The following is a 19286-nucleotide window of genomic DNA, read 5'->3' as shown; positions in this document are numbered from 1 at the left end:
CGACCGGGCACGCAGCGCGCGTCGCGCGACGGCGGCCCGTTATCGCCACCCGGCCCGGTGCCGGGTGGTCTGCCGAACAGTCTGCCCCACGTGCCGACGCGCCCGTTGATGCGCGTCAAGCGCGGCCGGCGCGCCCGCTGCTTCACGCCGGTTGCCGCAATTTCTAGTGCCCCCATTACATAAAACGTGTAAATCGCGCACAATTTCATCTTGAAAATAGACGTTGCGTGCAGCCGGTGCGAGTTTTGCCCGGTTTTGCTGTGCCGCTCCCGGTGCCAGGGCGCGGCCCCTGACAACAGAATGCCAATCGAATGACCGCAAGTGGAACCCCGACGCGTGACGCCCGAGGGCCCACGCGCCTCCAGATCATGTTACGCCAGCCGCTCGCGGCTGGCGTCGTTGCACTGTGCGCCGGTGCCGTGCTGTCGCTCGGCGTCGCGCTGCTCGTGCGCGAGCAGTGGCAAGGTGCCGTCCATACGCGTTTCGAACGCCGCACGACGCATGTGACGGCCATGCTCCGCCACGAGCTGCAATCCGGCGCGGCCGTGCTCGAAGGCGCGCGCGGCGCGTTCAGCCTCGTCCCGGGCATGACGCCCGAACAATGGCGTCGGTATGCGGAGATGATCGACCTCGACAGCGGCCGCTCGCCGGTGCGCCAGATCGGCTATGCGCCGCTGCCGCCCGCGACGCGCACCGCCCTCGCCGGCGCGAAGCCGATGCCGGCCGGCACGCTCGCGACCGCCGCGCTCAGCGCACCGGCGTCGAATTCACCGGTCGTGCGCTTCGGCGCGTCCGATGCGGCGCCGCTCACGCGCGCGCTGCAGACCGGCGACGTCGCGCTCGGCGTCCACCCGGCCGACGACGACACGTCGCGCGACGCCCGCACCTTCACGCTGTTCCTGCCGGTTGCCGCGTCGCCGCGTGCGGCCGGCGCACCGCCCGGCCTGCGCGAAACCGGCGCCGACGGCGTGCTGTTCGCGGCGTTGAGCCCGCGGCGCCTGGTCGAGCGTGCGCTCGACGCGGAACGCGGGATCGACGTGTGGATCACCGCCGGCGGCGATCGGCGCGCGATCGTCAGCGTCGAGACGACGACCGACGAGGCGTCGGCATCGCCCGACCTGATGCGGCGCACCGACGAGCTGAATTTCGGCGGCACCGTGCTGACGCTCGCCTATTCCGCGGACGGCCGCCCGAGCGCCACCGGCGCGCAACGCGCGGCCGGCACCGTGCTCGCCGCGGGGCTGATCGCGTCGATCGCGTTCGCGGTGCTGATCCATGCGCTGCTGCGCGGCCGCACCGCCGCCGATCCGGGCGCGAGCAGCCGCGGCATCCTCAACGAGGCGCGGATGATGGGCATCATCCGTTCGTCGATGGAAGCGATCATCACGATCGACGAAAAACAGACGGTCGTGATCTTCAATCCGATGGCCGAGCAGGTGTTCGGCGTATCCGCGATGGAGGCGATCGGTGCGCCGCTGTCGCGCTTCATCCCCGAGCGGTTCCGCGCCGCGCACGCCAAGCACGTCGACCAGTTCGGCGTGACGGGCGTGTCCGAGCGGCAGATGGGCCGCCAGCGGGTGCTGTTCGGGCTACGCGCGAACGGCGAGGAATTCCCGATCGAGGCGTCGATCTCGCAGATCCGCGACGCGTCCGGCAAGCTCTACACGGTGATGCTGCGCGACATCACCGAGCGGCAGCGCGCCGAGAACGCGCTGAAGCAGTCGCGCGAGGAATTGCGCGAACTGTCCGCGAACCTGCAGAACGTGCGCGAGGAGGAAAAGACCCGCATCGCGCGCGAACTGCACGACGACCTCGGCCAGCAGCTCACCGCGCTGAAGATGGATCTGTCGGTGGTCGAACAGCAGCTGCGCGTGCCGGGTCGCACACACCCCGACGAAGACGTGCAGACGCACCTTCAGGGCATGCGGCGGCTGATCGACGCGACGGTCGCGTCGGTGCGGCGCATCGCGGCCGACCTGCGGCCCGTGATGCTCGACGATCTCGGCCTCGTGCCGGCGATCGAATGGCTCGCGAACGATTTCACGAACCGCTACGGAATCGATGTCGAACGGCACATCGAAACCGGCGGGCTCACGTTCACCAGCGCGGGCGCGACCACGTTGTTCCGGATCGTCCAGGAAGCGCTGACGAACGTCGCGCGCCACGCGGATGCGACGCGCGTCGCGCTGCGGCTCGACGTCGAGGAAGGCTTCTGCGTGTTGCGTGTCGCGGACAACGGCCGCGGCTCGGCGCCCGGCGGCCCGGCCCATGAAGACAAATCGTTCGGCCTGATCGGCATTCGCGAACGCGCCCACATGCTGGGCGGCAGCGTGACGATCGACACCGCGCTCGCGCGCGGTTTCTCGATCACCGTCGCGCTCCCGCTCAGTACCGTCCAACAGGAAACGCTCATCTCATGATCAAGGTGCTCATCGCCGACGACCATACGCTCGTACGCGACGGTCTGCGGCACATCCTCCAGAACGCCACCGGATTCGAGGTGGCCGGCGAAGCCTGCGACGGCCCGTCGACGATCGCGCTCGTGCGCGCCACGCCCGCGCAGGTGCTCGTGCTCGACCTGTCGATGCCGGGCCGCAACGGCGTCGAACTGATCAAGCAGATCAAGGACGAGAAGCCCGCGCTGCGCGTCCTCGTGCTGACCATGCATGCGGAGCAGCAATACGCGGTGCGCGCGTTCCGCGCCGGCGCGTCCGGGTATCTGACGAAGGAAAGCGCGAGCGCCGAGCTGGTCGGCGCAGTCACGAAGGTGGCGTCAGGCGGCGTCTACGTGAGCCTCGCGATGGCCGAGCAGTTCGCGCAGAGCCTGAACGAGCCGGCCGAGACGCTGCCGCACCAGCGGCTGTCCGACCGCGAATTCGACGTGTTCCGGCGGATCGCCGCCGGCCAGACGCTGACCGAGATCGCCAACGCGCTGTGCGTGAGCGCGAAGACGGTCAGCACGTACAAGACGCGGATCCTGGAAAAGATGCAGATGCCGCACGAAGCGGCGCTGGTGCGGTACGCGATGCGGCACAAGCTGCTCGACGAGACGGACGACGTGTAACGGACGACGTGTAACGGACGACGTCCGGCAGCGGCGGGATGGCAGGTGCCGCCGGCCGGGCGGCGCGCCCTGCTTACCCGCTTACTTCGCCGGCACGGGGCACGCGAGATCGCCTTCCTCGCACGACAGATAGCCCTTCAGCGTTTCGGTGCGCAATTTCGTCAGATCGTCGAGGCAGGTCGACACGACCATCGGATACACGCTGCCGCCCTCGGCGTTCGCGCTGGAGAAGTTGCATTCGGCATCGCGGTACGCGATCCACGCACGCTGCGCATTCACGAGTTTGTCGGCAAGCGGCCGCGCGTCGCGCAGGCGTGCGGTGACGGCCTGGTACGTCCGGTTCAGCTCCCCGTCGGTTTTCTTGTACGCGCGGTCGGCGCACGCCGTCATCGCCGCCTGATCCGTCGCGTCGGCACAATTCGCCTGCGCGTGGGCGAGGTTCGCCGCCAGCGCGAGCGAGCACAGCAGACCGGTCAAGACACGCATGGATGCTCCTTGTTGTTCGTTGAAGTCGTGGAACCCGGTGCCGGGCTTGACGCGCTGACGCGCATCGGCCCCCGTCTCTCGTGGCGACACCGATCGCGATGCTAGCGTACGCGCGCCGGCTTGTCAGCCGGTGTCGCGGCCTGCGACGGCTTGCATATCGCCCCTGCGCACCTACACTTGAAAATCGATACGCCGCTTCAGGCCCGCGCTATCGCATCCATCCCGTCTCCGCTTCCGCGCATTCCTCAGCGCATTTCGCGTTCGCATCGCCGAGCGGGGTGACGATTCGTCTGCCAGCCTCCTCCCCCCAGCCCAACGTGCCTTCGCCGTCGCCCCCTGGAGGGAATCATGAGTTATCACCTTGAAGGCCGTCTGCTCGAGGTCTGCAACTGTCGCGTACTCTGCCCGTGCTGGATCGGCGAGGACCCCGATTTCGGCGTCTGCGACACGATCGTCGCGTGGCACGTCGACAAGGGCACCGTCGACGGCGTCGACGTGGGCGGCAACACGATCGCCGCCGTGTGCCGCGTGCCCGGCAACATCCTGGAAGGTAACTGGACGGCTGCGATCTACGTCAGCGACACGGCGTCCGAAGCGCAGGAGCAGGCGCTCCTCAAGGTCTACACGGGCGAAGCCGGCGGCCCGATCGCCGAACTCGCGAAACTGATCGGCACGGTCGTGTCGATCGAACGCGCGCCCATCACGTTCAATGTCGAGGGGGCTCGCGGCACGCTGTCGATCGGCACCGACTACCACGCGGAACTCGAGCCCTACCTCGGCCCGAGCGGCGCGCAGACGACGCTGACCGACACCGTGTTCTCGACGGTGCCCGGCGCGCCGGTGTTCGTCGGCAAGGCGCCCGTCTACCGGTCGAAGAATGCGGCGATCGGCATCGACGTCGACCTGAAGAACCACAACGCGCTGCAGAGCACGTTCCGGTTCGACGCGTGACGCGCGATCGCACGCCAACGGTCATGGCTGCGTCGCTGCACCGGCGCCTGTTTCCGCTCGTGCTCGCGAGTCTCGTCGCGTTCGCCTGGCTCACCCTGTGGGCGTGGACGCGCAGTCCTTACGGGCGGTACCTCGACCACGGCGACGGTGCGTTGGCCGAACCGTTCAGCGCGCTTTGCCGTGCGCTGCCCGGTGGCGCACTGTGGCTGCCGGCCGCGTTCACCGCGGCCGGCTGGACGCTGATGATCCTCGCGATGATGCTGCCGACGACGCTGTCGCTGTTCGACGCGTTCGCCCGCGTCGTCGCGAGCCGACCCGACCAGACGCGCCTGCTCGCGCTCGTCGGCCTCGGCTACGTCGCCACGTGGAGCGGCTTCGGCCTCGTCGCGCATGGGCTGCACGGGCTGCTGCTGGCCGGTGTCGCGCGGGTGCCGGCGCTCGCGTGGCGCGGCTGGCTGATCGGCGCGGCCGTCTTCGCGCTCGCCGGCGCGTTCCAGTTCAGCGGACTGAAGACGCACTGCCTCGACCGGTGCCGCACGCCGTTCAGTTTCGTGATCAGCCGCTGGCGCGGCCGCACGCCGATGCGTCACGCGTTTGCATTGGGCGTCAGCCATGGGCTCTTCTGCGTCGGCTGCTGCTGGGCGCTGATGCTGCTGATGTTCGTCGTCGGCGCCGGCAGTCTCGGCTGGATGCTGGCGCTCGCCGCGTTGATGGCCCTCGAGAAGAACGCGTCGTGGGGGCAGGCGCTCACCGCGCCGCTCGGCGCCGCGTTGTTCGGCGCGGCCGTGCTGATCGTCGCTGGCCACGCGTGAGGCCCGCGATGCGACCGCCCGCCTCCGCCGTCGTGCCGCATGTCCGGCCGGGCGTGCGCGTCGTCGCGCTGACGGCGATCGCGATGCTCGCGTTCGCGTCGAATTCGCTGCTGTGCCGGCTCGCGCTGCAGGCCGGGCGGATCGACGCGGCCAGCTTCGGCAGCCTGCGCCTCGTATCGGGCGCGCTGATGCTCGCGATCGTCGCGCGTGCGTGGGCACGACGGCCCGCCCCGCCCGCCGACTGGCCGGCTGCGGTGATGCTGTTCGCATACGTCACGTGCTTCTCGTTTGCGTATCTGACCGTCAGCGCGGCCACCGGCGCGCTGATCCTGTTCGGCGCGGTGCAACTGACGATGTTCGCGGCGGGATGGCACGCCGGCGAACGGTTTGCCGCGACCGGCTGGGCCGGGTTCGGCGCGGCGCTCGGCGGGCTGGTCTATCTCGTGTCGCCCGGGCTCGCCGCGCCGACGCCGCACGGTGCCGCGCTGATGACGGCAGCCGGCATCGCATGGGGTGTCTATTCGATCCGTGGCCGCCGGCCCGTCGATCCGGTCGCGGCCACCGCGGGCAACTTCCTGCGCGCCGCGCCGCTGGCACTCGCGCTGAGCGTCGCGCTCGCCGCCCGCCTGCACGTCACGCCGGCCGGCCTCGCGCTCGCCGCGCTTTCCGGTGCGCTGACGTCGGGCCTCGGCTACGTGGTCTGGTATGCCGCGCTGCGGCACCTCACGGCGATGCGCGCCGCGGCGGTTCAGTTGTCCGTCCCGCCCATCGCCGCGTGCGGCGCCGTGCTGCTCCTGTCCGAACAGCCAACCTGGCGGCTCGCGCTCGCATCGGTCGCGATCCTCGGCGGCGTCGCGACCGTGCTCGCGACGCGGGCGCGGCGGGCGGGCAGCACGCGGTGATGCCCGTCAGGCGCGGCACCCCACTCATTCAAGCGGCCAAAATGCAAAACCCGCACACGGATACCGTGCACGGGTTTTGGATGAAACGGCAAACCGGGCGCCCCTGCGGGCGCTGCCTGGCTTAGTGGCCGAAGAACACCGACGAACGGTCGGTGGCGGCCGGCACGACCACGCGCTGGCCCGATTGCGACGCAGCGGCAGGGTTCGAACCGTAGCCCGTTGCATCAGCTTGCGCGCCGGTGTTCTGCGCGGCGGCGATCTTTGCCTGTGCGGCCTGGATGTTTTCCGGGTAGTTCATCCAGTCGTTCGGGTTGTAGCCGGCCTTTTCGAGCTGGACCAGCTCGGCGCGCACTTGCGCGCGCGTCAGCGGCTGCTGGTTCGATTGGGCGAAGGAGACGACCGGTGCGGCCACCAGGGCGGCCAGTGCAACTGCCTTGATCAGCGATTTCATGATGCGTTACCTCCAGAATTGTTTTGTCAGGCGCTTCGGACTCGGGGTCGTTGCGCGTGAGTAGAAGTCTAGGAGGCCACGCTATCAGGGTAAATACTTAAATCGCGAATTCACTGTTGACGGAAACCATACAATCGCCACGGAATACGCGGAATCATCAGATGATTATCGGCATTCACGCACTGAATACCGTGGCACGGCGCCCGGTGCGTCCAGCCCCGCATCAGCGCCGCCGGTCGGTATCCGACGACGCCATCAGCCGGTCGAACAGCAGCGCCTTGAGGCGGATCAGGTCGTCGGCACCGGTCTCGCCGAACGCCGCGTGATGCAGCGTCAGCGCGGGCGCGGCCGGGTCGGCATGGACGGCCCGCACCGTGCCGTCGAGCGCCAGCAGCTCGACCCGGTCGCCCGCCGCGTACGGAAGCTGCACGCGCAAGGGCTCGCCGGTTGCGGCGATCGGCCGGTCGACTGCTATCGACAGGCCGCTCAAGCTGATGTCGTGCACCATCCCGATGCCTTCCACCCCCTCCGACCCGCCCGTGCAACAGGCGGCGATCCGCACCGGCACGCGCGGCTCCGCGCGCGTGCGCAGCCGGTCGACGAAGCCGGGCGGCGACAGCACCAGGAACCGCGCGGCACCCGCCGCCTGCACCGACTCGACCGTCGCGCCGAACCGCGACACCGCGGCACGGCCGATCGCCACGGCCTCGATGTCGTCACCCCGCGCGAAGTCGAGCGCGGCCGCCGGCTGCGGCTCGACGAACAGCGCGCCCGACGCGGCGATGCCGATCAACCGGCAGCGCTGCAGCCCGCGGGTCGTGCCGACCCGGCGGCGGATGCCGATCGAAGCCCCCGCCGACAACCCCATCCGCGGTGCGTGAGGCACCGCGTCAGGCACGCGCGGCTCGGCCGCGGCTTCGGCGTCGTCGCGCCGTCGTACCGGCCGGAAATGGTCGAACAGGAAGGCATGCTGCGCGGCATCGCGCAGCGTCGTGCCGGCCGGCAGCAGCGCGGCGCCGTCGGCATCGTAGAGATCGAAGCCGAGCGGGACGCCGGCGGCGAGATCGTCGCGCGTGAGCGGGACGTAGTCGGTAGATAGCCTCATCGGGGAGGCGCGGAGCGACCGCGCGAGCTGTCATGACAACATGATTACGGCAGCATCGCGCGAGTTCTGAACGGCTCCGTTACTGCGACTGCGACTGCGACTGCGATGCGCCGGTCGCGTCGGGCGCGGCCGGTACCGGCGCCTGGGACGGTGCGGTCGAAGGGGCGGCCGCCGGTGCGGCGCCGAGGCCCGCACTGCCTCCGCCAGTCGCGCTCGCCCCCGCGGGCGGCTGCGCGGGTGGCGGCTGCGACGCGCCCGCCGACAGCGCGGCGGCCGACGCGGCCACTTCGGACGCCGGCACCCATTCCTCGACGATGCCCCCGGATGCCGCTTCGGGCGCCGAGGCAGCCGAGGCGGCCGAAGCCTCGTCGGTATCCGCCTCGGGCGCCGGCTCCACCCGCTGCGTCCTGACCGGTGCGGGCGCCTTCTTCGCGTCGGGCGGGAACCACGTATCGAACAGGTCCGTCGCGCGTTCGCGCAGCGACGCGAACCAGCCCGGCGACGGCTCGGTGTCGAATTTCGCCTTCGTATCGACGAGCCGGGCGCGCTGCGCACGCTGGAAGAAATCGCCGACGATCGGCAGCGCACTGTGCGCGCCCTGCCCCCAGTAGTCGCTGCGCAGCGTCACGCGGCCGTCGTCGAAACCGACCCACGCACCGGCGACGAGGCCGGGCTGCATCAGGATGAACCAGCCGTCCGCGTTGTCCTGCGTCGTGCCGGTCTTGCCGGCCACGTCGCCGCGGATCCCGAAGCGCGTGCGGATGCTGCCGCCCGTGCCGCGCGTCACGACGTCGCGCATCACGCTGAGCAGCGTCTTGTCGGTTTCGGCGTCGAGCGCGCGCTCGGGCGGCGCCGGCGCGTATTCGGCGAGCACGTCGCCCTGGCGGTTCTCGATGCGCGTCACCATCTGCGGCTCGACGTACAGCCCGCCGTTCGCGATCGTCGCGTACGACGCGACCATCTCCTTCAGCGTGACCGGGCTCGTGCCGAGCGCCAGCGACGGCACGCGTTCGAGCGGGCTTTCGCGCACGCCCATGTCGCGTGCGAGTCGGGCCACGGACGCCGGCCCGACCTTCTCCATCACCTGCGCGGTGATCCGGTTGCGCGACAGCGCGACCGCGTCGCGCAGCGTCATCGGCTTGCCGGTGGGCGGCACGTCGTCGTTCGGGCGCCAGATCTCGCCACCCTTCAACGGAATCTCGACCGGCTGGTCGATGAAGGTATCGTCCGGCTTCATCCCGTTCGCGAACGCGACGCCATAGACGAACGGCTTGAACGTCGAGCCCGGCTGGCGCCGCGCCTGCGCGACGTGGTCGAACGGCTCGCGGGTGAAGTCGCGGCTGCCGACCCACGCGCGGATCTGCCCGTCGCGCGGATCGATCGCGAGGAAGCCGGCCTGCACGTCGGTCTTCGCCTTGCACAGCGCGCGCATGAAAGCCCGGTCGGCCGCGAGCAGCTTCATCGCGGCCGCGTCGTCCTTGCCGGCGTCCTGCGCGGCCTTGTACTCGGGCGACTCGCGCATGAAGGTGCGGAACACCTCGTTGTCGGTGCCGCAGCCGTCGCGGCCGCTCCACGCGTTGTTCGCGATCCCCTGCAGCTGGTTGCCCTGCAGCGTGAGCGCCTGCGTCGCCATCTGCTGCAGCCGCGCGTCGATCGTCGTGCGCACGATCAGCCCGTCCGAGTAGATGTTGTAGTCGTTGCGGTCGGCCCACGCGATCAGCCATTTGCGCAGCTGCTGCGCGAAGTGCGGTGCCGGCCCCGGCGGCTCCTTCTGGCGCTCGAAGTCGATCCGCAGCGGCCGGCGCTGCAGCTGCGCGAACTGTGCGGGCGACAGCTTGCCGTACTTCACCATCTGGCCGAGCACCGTGTTGCGCCGCTGCAGCGCGCGCTCGGGGTTCAGCACCGGGTTGTAGTAACTGTTGCCCTTCAGCATCCCGACCAGCGTTGCGCTGTCGAGCACGTCGAGCTCGTTGGCCGACTTGTCGAAATAGGTGCGCGCGGCCATCTCGACGCCGTACGCGTTGTACAGGAACGGCACCGTGTTCAGGTAGGTCTCGAGGATCTGGTCCTTGCTGTAGACCGCCTCGATCTTCAGCGCGGTGATCGCCTCCTTCACCTTGCGCGTGAGCGTCGGCGCACGCCCGATCTCGTCCGGATACAGGTTGCGCGCGAGCTGCTGCGTGATCGTCGAGCCGCCCTGGCGGCTGCCCGAGAACGTGTGGAGCGCGGCCGACGCCGTGCGCTTCCAGTCGAGGCCGTGATGCTCGTAGAAGCGGTGATCCTCGGTCGCGATCAGCGCGTCGACCATGTGCGGCGAGATCTGCTTGAGCGGCACCCACTCGCGGTTCGACGGCTTGAATTCGGCCAGCAGCTTGCCGTCGGCGGATAGCACCTGCGCGGGCTGGTCGACGCGGGCCTTGCGGATGTCGCCGATGCCCGGCGTGAACGGGATGAGCACGACCACGTACACGACGAACAGCGCCGGCACGGCGGCGCCGGCGAGCAACACGCCGCGGCGCGTCGGGTGACGGACATGGTGCCACGCGGTGGCGGCGAGAGGCTTGACCCGCGCGACGGCGGCAGCCGCGACGGGTTGGGCGCGCGCGACCCATCTGGCACAGAAGGCACGCACTGACGACACGTTTCGGCGATTCACTCGGGTGGAGCTCGGCTGAAAAGGGTGCATCGTACCAAACTCGCGCGGGCCGCCGGACGGCGATGGCCTGGCGGCGACCTACCCGGCGCGCCTGCACGAGCCGTCCCCACGCAAAAAAGGCGCGCGCCCCGCAACGGGAACGACGCGCCAAGCCTGGTACGACAAACGGGTGGCCGCGCCGGGCGCGGTCGATCGGCGCGGCGACTCAGCGCACGAGAAAACCGTAGGTCAGCGGATCGCGCTCGTCGACGATCCAGTTCGCGAATCCGCAGACATGCGCGCTGCCTTCCACTTCCGGAATCACGGCCGGGATGTCGCCGACCGTCGTTTCGCGCAGCACGCGCCCCTTGAAGACCGTGCCGACGATCGATTCGTTGACGAGTGTGTCGCCGGCCGCGAGCAGCCCGCGCTGGTAGAGCTGCGCGACCCGGCCGCCGGTGCCGGAACCCGTCGGCGAACGGTCGACCTCGCGATCCGCGAACACGCAGCAGTTCGCCTGCGTCGAGCCCGGGTGGCGCGGCGCATTCGCGATGATCGTGCCGTAGATGTGGTTGATTTCCGGGATCTCCGGATGCACGACCGGGTACTTCGCGTTCGCGGCGGCCTTCACTTCCGCGCCGAAGCGGATCAGCCGTTCCACCGCCGCTTCGCGCACCGGCAGGTCGAACGGCGCGCCGTCGACGTAGAAATAGAACGCGCCGCCGTACGCGATGTCGCCGGTCACGGTGCCGAACGACGGCGTCTCGACCGACACGTCGCGCTGCCAGATGAACGACGGCACGTTGACGAAGCGCACCGGCCCCGCGTGCTCGCCGTCCCATTTGACGAACGCCTCGATGAAGCCGCACGGCGCGTCGATGCCGACCCGCGTTTCCGGCACCGTGCGCTGCACCCAGCCGAGTTCGACCGCCGCGGTCGACAGCGCGATCACGCCGTGCCCGCAATGGTCGCTGTAGCCCTCGTTGTGCACGAAGATCACGCCGAAATCCGCGTTCGGCGACACAGGCTCGGTCAGGTAGCCGCCGTACATGTCGGCGTGGCCGCGCGGTTCGAACATCAGCGCGCGACGGATCTCATCGGCGTTGTCCTTGAGCCACGCGCGGCGCTGGACGATCGTGTCGCCGGGCGCGCGCGGCAGCCCGCTCGTGACGATGCGGAACGCTTCGCCGCCGGTATGGACTTCGACGGTGGAAAGGGATCGGGAAATTTTCATGGGGGAATCGAAAGCGTTGAAACGAAGAACGGCGGCCGCGCCGCCGTCCGATGGCAGGCTGGCCGTTACTTCGCGTACGGTTCCGGCAGGCCGTTGCGGATCACGTAGACGGTGGTCGGCGCGCCCTTCAGGTCGCCGTTCGCGTCGAACGAATAGGTGCCCGCGACGCCCGTGTAGTTCGACTTCGCGAGCTGCGCGATCAGCTTCGCCTTGTCGGTGGTCGTGCCGGCCTTGACCATCGCGTCGGCAAGCAGCTTCATCCCGTCGTAGTAGTTCACGCCATAGACCTGCGTATCGGTGTGATACGTGTCGTGGTACTTCTTCAGGAATTCGCGCCCGGCCGCCGTCTTCTCGAGCGCGACGCCACCCTGCGCGCAGTAGACGATCGACGCCGCCTCGCCCGCGACCTTGCCCATGTCGGCCGAGCAGATGCCGTCGCCGCCGAGCAGCTTCGCGCGCAGGCCGCGCTGCTTCATCTGCTTGGCCATCGGCGCGCCCTGTGCCGCATAGCCGCCGAGGAAGATCACGTCGGGGTTGCTGGCCTTGATCTTGGTGAGAATGCCGAGGAAATCGGTGGCCGACGAACTCGTGAATTCCTGGTCGACGATCTTGATGCCGTTCGCCTTCGCGACATTCATGAACTGCTCGGCCACGCCCTGCCCGTATGCGGTGCGATCGTCGATCACGGCGGCGGTCTTCGCATTCAGCGTCTTCGCGGCGAAGGTCGCCATCGTGCCGCCGAGCTGCTCGTCGCTCGCGCCAATCCGGAAGATGTTCTTGAAGCCCTGCTTCGTCAGTGCCGGGTTCGACGCGACCGGCAGCATCGGCACGCCGGCGCTCGAGTACACGCGCGAGGCGGGAATCGCGACGCCCGAGTTGTACGGCCCGAGCACCGCGACGACGCCCTTGTCGACGAGGTTCTGCGCAACCTGCACGCCGGCCTTCGGGTCGGCCTGGTCGTCGTCGGAGACCAGTTTGAAGGTGACGGTCTTGCCGGCGACCTTGATGCCGGCCTTGTTGAGTTCGTCGACGGCCAGGCGCGCGCCGTTTTCATTGTCCTTGCCGTTCGCGGCCTGCGGGCCGGTCAGCGGCGCCGAATGGCCGATCGTGACGACTTCCTGCGCCTGCGCGGAAGTCAGCGCGCCGGCGGCGATGGCCACCGAGAGCGCGGTAACGAGGTGTCGCATGATGTCTCCTGATTGGTTTTGTGTGAAACCAATGTAGGATACGCGTGGTCACCATGCAAGCAATTTCAAAATAAGAACTGCGATTCTGGTCATTTTTCAGACCAGAACGAACCCGGCGCGGTCACTTCGGTGCGATGTCGCGCCGCACGCGGCGGATGTGCTGCTCGACATAGAACGCCGCCGCATCCGCGTCGCCGGACACGATCGCCTCGTAGATCAGCCGGTGTTCGGACACGTAGAGCCGGATCCGGCCCGCATCGTAGATGCCGTCGTCCTTCAGCCGCTTCCACAGCGGCTGGTCCATCGTCTTCGCGACTTCGTCCGCGATCTTCACCATCAGCGCGTCGCCGGTCATCAGCGCGAGTTGCCGGTGGAACAGCCGGTCGCTCTCGTTCCACAGCGCGCGCTGATGCGGATCGTCGACGTCGGTAATGGTTTCCATCTGGGCCAGATAGCGTTCGGCGCCCGGGTCGGCTCGGCCGTGCGCAGCCGCGACGCGCGCGATCGCGGGCTCCAGGATCAGCCGCACGTCGAGCGTCGACGTCGGGCTGAAATCGGGCTCGGACGCCCGGTGGCTGTCGCCGCGCTGCGCGAGCACGTCGAGCGGCGACGCGACGACGTAGGTGCCCGAATTGCGCTTCGTGAACACGAGCCCTTCGTTCTGCAGTGCGCCGAGCGCCTCGCGCACGGCCGGCCGGCCGACCTGGAACAGCCCCGCGAGCTCGCGCTCGGACGGCAGCCGCGACTCGGCGGCATAGCGCCCCGCGCGGATTTCGTCGCGGATCTTCTCGGCCACCTGCTCGTAGATCTGCAGCGGCCTGAAACCGCCTTCGAGTGTGTCGGGACGCGCGGACATCATCGTATGGCTCCTGCCCGCTCGCGGGCGTGAATCGGGAATGGGTTCGCACTATACCGGAGCGCGCCGGCATCGAGGCCATGGCGGCCCTTCTGGACAGATATTAGAACCAAAACCGGCGATGCGCTTTATTTTCTGGGTTGCGGGTGGGCCAGCAAGTGGTATAGATTCGATCCACACTGCCCTGTGTCACGGTATCCGGCAGCTCTTGGCGGGCGCGGCATGCGCCCGTCGTCCACGCTCACCGACGCATGCGACGTACACGATGACCGCTCTTTCCCCGATTCCCGTTTTCGACGCGGCCGACACGGCCGCGCTGCTCGACTACCCGGCGCTGCTCGCCACGCTCAGGCAGGCTGTCGCAGACTATGCGGCGGGCGAGATCGTCAGCCCCGAACGCCTGGTCGTGCCGCTGCAGGCGGGCGGCGTGATGCTGTCGATGCCGTCGAGCGCGCGCGACCTCGCGACCCACAAGCTCGTGAACGTGTGCCCGGGCAACGGCGCGCGCGGGCTGCCGACGATCCTCGGCCAGGTCACCGCCTACGACGCGACCACCGGCGAGATGCGCTTCGCGCTCGACGGCCCGACGGTCACCGGGCGCCGCACGGCGGCCATCACCGCGCTCGGCATCCAGGCGCTGCAGGGCGCCGCGCCGCGCGACATCCTGCTGATCGGCACCGGGAAACAGGCGGCCAATCACGCGGAAGCGCTCGCCGCGATCTTTCCCGAAGCGCGCCTTCACGTGCGCGGCACAAGCGCCGACAGCACAGCGGCATTCTGTGCCGCGCACCGCGCGCAGGCGCCGCGCCTCGTGCCGCTCGACGGCGACGCGATCCCCGATGCAATCGACGTGGTCGTCACGCTGACGACGAGCCGCACGCCCGTCTATCGCGAAGCCGCGCGCGAAGGCCGGCTCGTGGTCGGCGTCGGCGCGTTCACCGCGGACGCGGCCGAGATCGACGCGAACACGGTGCGCGCCAGCCGGCTGGTCGTCGACGATCCGGCCGGCGCGCGCCACGAAGCCGGCGACCTGATCGTCGCGCAGGTCGACTGGCAGCACGTCGCATCGCTCGCCGACGTGCTGGGCGGCGCATTCGACCGCAGCGGGCCGCTGCTGTTCAAGAGCGTCGGCTGTGCGGCGTGGGATCTCGCCGCGTGCCGCACGGCGCGCGATGCGCTGGCCGCGCGCCAGGCCGGCTGACCCGCCAACCTCCCCCTTCAGCCGCGCTCGCGGCATCGCCACCGCGGGGCCGCTCCGGCGATTTCCCGTACGCGTTGTAGGAATCGCCCTACAACGCGTCGCAGCGGCCTACATCAACTTCCAATTCGGCCGATTTCATTTTCGGCGGCGCAACACGATACTGCCGGCATGAATGCCAGCCAGTTACCCGCCGCGCTCCGGGTGTTTCTCGTCGATCACGCCGTCGCCGTCCGGCAGCGGATCGCGCTGCTCGTCGGCGCGATCCGCGGTGTCGCCGTCGTCGGCGAAGCGGAAGACGGCCAGGACGCGTGGACGCATATCCGCAGCAGCCAGGCGGACGTGGTGATCGTCGACCTGCGGCTGGCGGACGGCAGCGGCCTCGAGCTGATCGGGACGCTGTCGAAGGCCGCGCCGCGCGTCGTCACGATCGTGCTGACGAATCACTCGGCACCGGCATTCAGAGAGGCATGCGCGTTGGCCGGAGCCGACTACTTCTTCGACAAGACCGTCGAATTCGACGCCGCATGCCAGGTCATCGAATCCCTGGCGCACGCTCGCGTGCACCACCCCTGACGAGCCGGAGTGACTCATGTCCACAGCCACCCCCTGCGCCGCCGACGTATCCATCGCGCCTCGGCCGACGATTCCGCTTCGCGCGGTCACGCGCGCCGACGCCGCCAAGCATCCCGCCGCGCGCTGCTCGGTGTGCGCGATGCGCACGATGTGCCTGCCGCCGCACCTGACCGCAGCCGAATACGGCCGCCTCGACTCGATCATCTGCACGACCCGGCAGGTGCGCCAGGGCGACGCGCTGTTCCGCACCGACGATCCGTTCCAGAGCATCTATGCGGTGCGCGCGGGTTCGTTCAAGACGGTGATGATGCATCGCGACGGCCGCGAACACGTGACGGGCTTCCAGATTGCCGGTGAAACGCTCGGGATGGACGGCATCGGCGGCGGCCAGCATTGCTGCGACGCGATCGCGCTCGAGGACAGCGTCGTGTGCATCATCCCGTTCGGTGCGCTCGAAGCGGCGTGCCGCGAGATCAAGCCGATGCAGCACTTCCTCTACCAGATGCTGAGCAGCGAGATCGTCCGCGAATCGAGCCAGATGCTGCTGCTCGGCACGATGTCGGCCGAGCAACGCGTTGCGCATTTCCTGCTGAACCTGTCGTCGCGCTTCGAGGCGCGCGGCTATTCGGCGACGGAATTCAACCTGCGGATGACGCGCGAGGAAATCGGCTGCTATCTCGGGATGAAGCTCGAAACCGTGAGCCGGATGTTCTCGCGGTTCCATCGCGAAGCGCTGGTCGAAACGCGCGGCAAGCGCGTGCGCATCATCGACTCGCAAGCGCTCGCACGGGTCTGACAACCCGGAACCCAGGCTGCGCCTGACGGCACCGCGCGCGATGCATCATCGCACCGCGCCATCGGCCGCCGCGTTGCGCAGCCCCACCCTTGCACCGGCCGCCTGGCACGCGATCAGCGCCTGTTCGGCCTGCATGAACGCGCGGCGCAGCGCGTCGTCCAGGTTGCCGCCGACGCACGGCGGCAGCGGCCAGCGCGCCGTGTCGTGCATCACGAGGTCGAGTCGTACGTCGTACACGCGTGCGCCATCGGCGTCGGCGCTCGCTTCAATCGCGAGGTGACAACCGCCGATCAGCGTGCGAAACCGTTCGAGCCGCACCAGCTGCGCGCCGGCTTCGGCTTCTACCGCGGCGCTCCCCGTGAATCCCAGGCAGGCGATCTGCATGCCCACGCCCATGTCGTGTCTCCTGACGGGGCCGCCCGCTCGTCGACCGCCTTGCATGTGCCGCCCGCACCGAAAGGCGGCGGCACGTGTTGCCCGTGGCACGGCGCGATTTCTGCGATCGCTGCCCGGCCGATAGTCTGCCCGCGCCGTTGCCGGCGCGGGTCCGTTCATACGTTGAAGGTCTGCGACGTCTTCATCTCGATCCACGTCATGCCGGCCCGCAGCCCTTCGATCATCGCCTCGCGCTCGGTCGGATACGCATGGCTGTGCTCGAACGTATGATGAAAACGCGCGGCGCCGGTGCCGTGCTCGACCGACACGCGGCAGCGGAATTCGCCCGATTCGCACGGGCGCGTCTCGACTTCGACGGACCAGTCGCGTTCGTGAATGTTGCCCTGCAGTGTCATGCGTCCTCCTGCGGTATCAGTCTCCGAGCCGGAAGTGGCCGCTGTGCAGCAGCACCGGCCGGCCGCCGATTTCCTCGAGCATGCGTCGTGCCATCGCCTCGATCGCCGACCGATGCGCGTCGAATGCGGCCAGCAGGTCGCGTTCGAGCAGCGACGGCGCGCCGAAATGATCCTCCAGCGCCTCGGCCGTGACCGCGCACTGCACGCACCGTCCGTCGACCAGCGCCGAAAACGCCACGACCAGGTCGCGTGCGCAATATTCGGGTGGTTCCGGCGGGAAAACAATCTGCATCTGTCGGCCTGTCATCGTCGTGATGGCTCCATGACAAGAGCATAGTGGCGCGCGCGCCCGCACGCTTGACCCACGTCAACCGGTTCGCTGCACCGCACGATGACGGCGCGGCGGCGTGCCGGCGCGGCTGCGCGATGCCGCTACAAACGGCTGTCAGCCCGCGTCGGGCTCGATCGCCGCGCCGCGCTCCGCGAGCAGCTCGCGCAGCACGCTGCGGTGGCAATGGCGCTCGTCGTCGCAATAGCAGCCGATCGAAAACGCGGTGGTCGCCGACAGCGCCGCCAGCAGGTCGAGCACCTTCGGCGCATCGCCGTGCGCCATCTCCGCACGGAAGTGACGCCGGAACGCGTTCCATTCGGCCTCGGTTGCGGCGGCCTGCGCCTGGGCGACGAGTTCCGCGCTCGGCGACAGCGTCGGCAGCCATACATCATAGTAGTTGCGCGACGCGAATTCCGCCTTCGGCACGCCGCGCGGCGGCCGCCGCACCGTGCCGATCCGCAGGCCCTCGCCGGCCGCGCGCGGCGTGCCGAGCTGGATGATCCGGATGCCCATGTGCTTCCTTCCGAGTTGCGTGGGATGCCGTGATCGTACCGCCGTGCCTGCCCCCGCGTCAGCCGGGTGGCACACATTGCGGCCGCACAATGAAAAACCGGCTGCCCCCTTGCGGAGACAGCCGGTTCGGCCAGCCGCGTGGCGCGCCGGAGCGCGCCGCGCTCAGACGCCGCTCTTCAGCACCTTGCCGATGGCATCCGCGACGATGGCGACGTTCGAGTCGTTCAGGCCCGCGACGCACATCCGGCCCGAACGCAGGACGTACACGCCGTGCACTTCGCGCAGCGCGTCGACCTGCGATTCGGTCAGGCCCGTGTACGTGAACATCCCGCGCTGCTTCACGTAGCGCGTCAGTGCCTCGCCGCTGACGTGGTCGCGCAGGCCGTCATGGATCGACTGGCGCATCCGCGCGATGCGGCGGCACATCGCCGCCAGTTCCTCTTCCCACTGCTTGCGCAGCGCGGGCGTGCCGAGCACGGTTGCCACGACCTTCGCGCCGTAGGTTTGCGGGTTGCTGTAGTTCGAGCGCACCGCGCCGGCCAGCTGGCCGAGCACGCGGTCGGCCGCGGCGGCATCCTCGCAGACGACGCTCAGGCCGCCCACGCGCTCGCCGTACAGCGAGAAGTTCTTCGAGAACGAGTTCGCGACCAGCGCCGGCACGCCGCGGCGGGCCAGCTCGCGCACCGCGAACGCGTCCGCGTCGAGGCCCGCGCCGAAGCCCTGGTACGCCATGTCGACGAACGGCAGCAGCCCGCGCGCCTCGATCACGTCGATCAGCTTCTCCCACTGGCCTTCGTCGAGGTCGACACCGGTCGGGTTGTGGCAGCACGCGTGCAGCAGCACGATGCTGCGCGCCGGCAGCGCGTCGATCGCCGCGAGCATCGCGTCGAACTTCAGGCCGCCCGTCGCCTCGTCATAGTACGGATACGTGTTCACCGTGAAGCCGGCGCGCTCGAAGATGAAACGGTGGTTTTCCCAGCTCGGATCGCTGAGCCACACCTGCGATTCCGGGAAGTAGCGCTTCAGGAAATCGGCGCCGACCTTCAGTGCGCCGGAGCCGCCGAGCGTCTGCAGCGTCGCGATGCGGCCGGCCGCGCGGGCCGGGTGATCGGCGCCGAACACGAGCGCCTGCACGGCGTCGCGATACGCGGCCAGGCCGACCATCGGCAGGTACGGCTTCGCGCCGCTGTCGCGCTGCAGCGCGGTTTCGGCTTCGCGCACGGCGCCCATCACCGGAATCCGGCCTTCGGCGTCGAAGTAGATGCCGATGCTCAGGTTGACCTTCTGGTCGCGCGGATCTTTCTGGAAGTTCTCGTTGAGCGTGAGGATCGGGTCGCCCGGGTACGCGTCGATGTGTTCGAACATGGCTTGAGTCGGTCTCGTTTGGAAGAATGATCG

General features: G+C 69.2%; 20 protein-coding genes. 8 read left to right on the top strand and 12 right to left on the bottom strand.

Annotation, left to right across the window (positions count from 1 at the left end; all coding sequences use genetic code 11):
* Positions 1-311 precede the first annotated feature (311 nt).
* Both CFB39_RS24910 and CFB39_RS24905 read left to right on the top strand, forming a co-directional pair.
* Positions 312-2420 carry a PAS domain-containing sensor histidine kinase gene (locus CFB39_RS24910; protein ID WP_089474833.1) on the top strand — a complete coding sequence of 703 codons (2109 nt, stop codon included), beginning with the start codon at positions 312-314 and terminating at the stop codon, positions 2418-2420.
* Positions 2417-3064: a response regulator transcription factor gene (locus CFB39_RS24905; protein WP_006483707.1), complete on the top strand. Its 648-nt coding sequence runs from the start codon at positions 2417-2419 to the stop codon at positions 3062-3064. Before CFB39_RS24910 ends, CFB39_RS24905 begins: the two co-directional genes overlap by 4 nt.
* A gap of 81 nt (positions 3065-3145) precedes the next feature.
* Here CFB39_RS24905 and CFB39_RS24900 read toward each other — a convergent pair whose 3' ends face one another.
* Positions 3146-3550 carry a lysozyme inhibitor LprI family protein gene (locus tag CFB39_RS24900; RefSeq protein ID WP_089432663.1) on the bottom strand — a complete coding sequence of 135 codons (405 nt, stop codon included), beginning with the start codon at positions 3548-3550 and terminating at the stop codon, positions 3146-3148.
* Positions 3551-3898: 348 nt separating this feature from the next.
* Between CFB39_RS24900 and CFB39_RS24895 the strand changes: the two genes are divergently transcribed.
* Genes CFB39_RS24895 through CFB39_RS24885 form a run of 3 tightly spaced genes read left to right on the top strand, consistent with a single transcriptional unit; the run spans position 3899 to position 6215 of the window.
* Positions 3899-4501, top strand: a complete 603-nt coding sequence (locus CFB39_RS24895) for a DUF1326 domain-containing protein (protein ID WP_089474832.1) — start codon at positions 3899-3901, stop codon at positions 4499-4501.
* Between the two features lie 23 nt (positions 4502-4524).
* Entirely contained in the window at positions 4525-5313 is a 789-nt protein-coding gene (locus CFB39_RS24890; protein ID WP_089474831.1) for a DUF2182 domain-containing protein, read from the top strand.
* A gap of 8 nt (positions 5314-5321) precedes the next feature.
* Positions 5322-6215, top strand: coding sequence for a DMT family transporter (locus CFB39_RS24885; RefSeq protein WP_089474830.1), 894 nt, complete (start codon positions 5322-5324; stop codon positions 6213-6215).
* 121 nt (positions 6216-6336) lie between these two features.
* On the opposite strand, the gene CFB39_RS24880 is transcribed toward CFB39_RS24885, so the two are convergent.
* From CFB39_RS24880 to CFB39_RS24855, 6 genes are all read right to left on the bottom strand, one after another.
* On the bottom strand, positions 6337-6666 hold the full coding sequence (locus tag CFB39_RS24880; protein WP_069251539.1) for a DUF4148 domain-containing protein: 330 nt from the start codon (positions 6664-6666) through the stop codon (positions 6337-6339).
* A 223-nt stretch (positions 6667-6889) separates the two neighbouring features.
* Positions 6890-7771: a PilZ domain-containing protein gene (locus tag CFB39_RS24875; RefSeq protein WP_089474829.1), complete on the bottom strand. Its 882-nt coding sequence runs from the start codon at positions 7769-7771 to the stop codon at positions 6890-6892.
* A 79-nt stretch (positions 7772-7850) separates the two neighbouring features.
* Positions 7851-10457: a penicillin-binding protein 1A gene (locus CFB39_RS24870; protein WP_089474828.1), complete on the bottom strand. Its 2607-nt coding sequence runs from the start codon at positions 10455-10457 to the stop codon at positions 7851-7853.
* Positions 10458-10632: 175 nt separating this feature from the next.
* Entirely contained in the window at positions 10633-11640 is a 1008-nt protein-coding gene (gene lhpH, locus CFB39_RS24865; RefSeq protein WP_089474827.1) for a trans-3-hydroxy-L-proline dehydratase, read from the bottom strand.
* A 65-nt stretch (positions 11641-11705) separates the two neighbouring features.
* A complete protein-coding gene (locus CFB39_RS24860) occupies positions 11706-12827 on the bottom strand; it encodes a branched-chain amino acid ABC transporter substrate-binding protein (RefSeq protein ID WP_089427529.1) in 1122 nt (373 codons plus the stop codon).
* 121 nt (positions 12828-12948) lie between these two features.
* The gene (locus CFB39_RS24855) at positions 12949-13686 is read right to left on the bottom strand and encodes a FadR/GntR family transcriptional regulator (RefSeq protein ID WP_089474826.1); all 738 of its coding nucleotides are present in this window, start codon (positions 13684-13686) and stop codon (positions 12949-12951) included.
* 262 nt (positions 13687-13948) lie between these two features.
* Between CFB39_RS24855 and lhpI the strand changes: the two genes are divergently transcribed.
* The 3 genes from lhpI to CFB39_RS24840 all read left to right on the top strand — a co-directional run bounded on the left by lhpI (position 13949) and on the right by CFB39_RS24840 (position 16253).
* A complete protein-coding gene (lhpI, locus tag CFB39_RS24850) occupies positions 13949-14884 on the top strand; it encodes a bifunctional Delta(1)-pyrroline-2-carboxylate/Delta(1)-piperideine-2-carboxylate reductase (protein WP_089474825.1) in 936 nt (311 codons plus the stop codon).
* Between the two features lie 168 nt (positions 14885-15052).
* On the top strand, positions 15053-15457 hold the full coding sequence (locus tag CFB39_RS24845; protein WP_089474824.1) for a response regulator transcription factor: 405 nt from the start codon (positions 15053-15055) through the stop codon (positions 15455-15457).
* A 16-nt stretch (positions 15458-15473) separates the two neighbouring features.
* Positions 15474-16253, top strand: a complete 780-nt coding sequence (locus tag CFB39_RS24840) for a helix-turn-helix domain-containing protein (RefSeq protein ID WP_089427533.1) — start codon at positions 15474-15476, stop codon at positions 16251-16253.
* Positions 16254-16298: 45 nt separating this feature from the next.
* Here the strand turns inward: CFB39_RS24840 and CFB39_RS24835 are convergent, their stop codons facing one another.
* From CFB39_RS24835 to CFB39_RS24815, 5 genes are all read right to left on the bottom strand, one after another.
* Complete coding sequence (locus CFB39_RS24835; protein WP_089474823.1) at positions 16299-16649, bottom strand: metal ABC transporter ATPase; 351 nt, start codon at positions 16647-16649, stop codon at positions 16299-16301.
* A gap of 155 nt (positions 16650-16804) precedes the next feature.
* The gene (locus CFB39_RS24830; RefSeq protein WP_039367346.1) at positions 16805-17044 is read right to left on the bottom strand and encodes a hypothetical protein; all 240 of its coding nucleotides are present in this window, start codon (positions 17042-17044) and stop codon (positions 16805-16807) included.
* A gap of 16 nt (positions 17045-17060) precedes the next feature.
* Positions 17061-17351, bottom strand: coding sequence for a DUF1488 domain-containing protein (locus CFB39_RS24825; protein ID WP_089427535.1), 291 nt, complete (start codon positions 17349-17351; stop codon positions 17061-17063).
* A 138-nt stretch (positions 17352-17489) separates the two neighbouring features.
* On the bottom strand, positions 17490-17888 hold the full coding sequence (locus tag CFB39_RS24820; RefSeq protein WP_089474822.1) for a DUF488 domain-containing protein: 399 nt from the start codon (positions 17886-17888) through the stop codon (positions 17490-17492).
* Between the two features lie 162 nt (positions 17889-18050).
* A complete protein-coding gene (locus tag CFB39_RS24815; RefSeq protein WP_089474821.1) occupies positions 18051-19253 on the bottom strand; it encodes an amino acid aminotransferase in 1203 nt (400 codons plus the stop codon).
* Positions 19254-19286: the final 33 nt, after the last annotated feature.

The organism is Burkholderia sp. AU6039 (assembly GCF_002223365.1).
Taxonomy (GTDB): Bacteria; Pseudomonadota; Gammaproteobacteria; order Burkholderiales; family Burkholderiaceae; genus Burkholderia.
The sequence above is the reverse complement of the archived record's forward strand: the minus strand, read 5'-3'. Positions and strand labels throughout refer to the sequence as shown.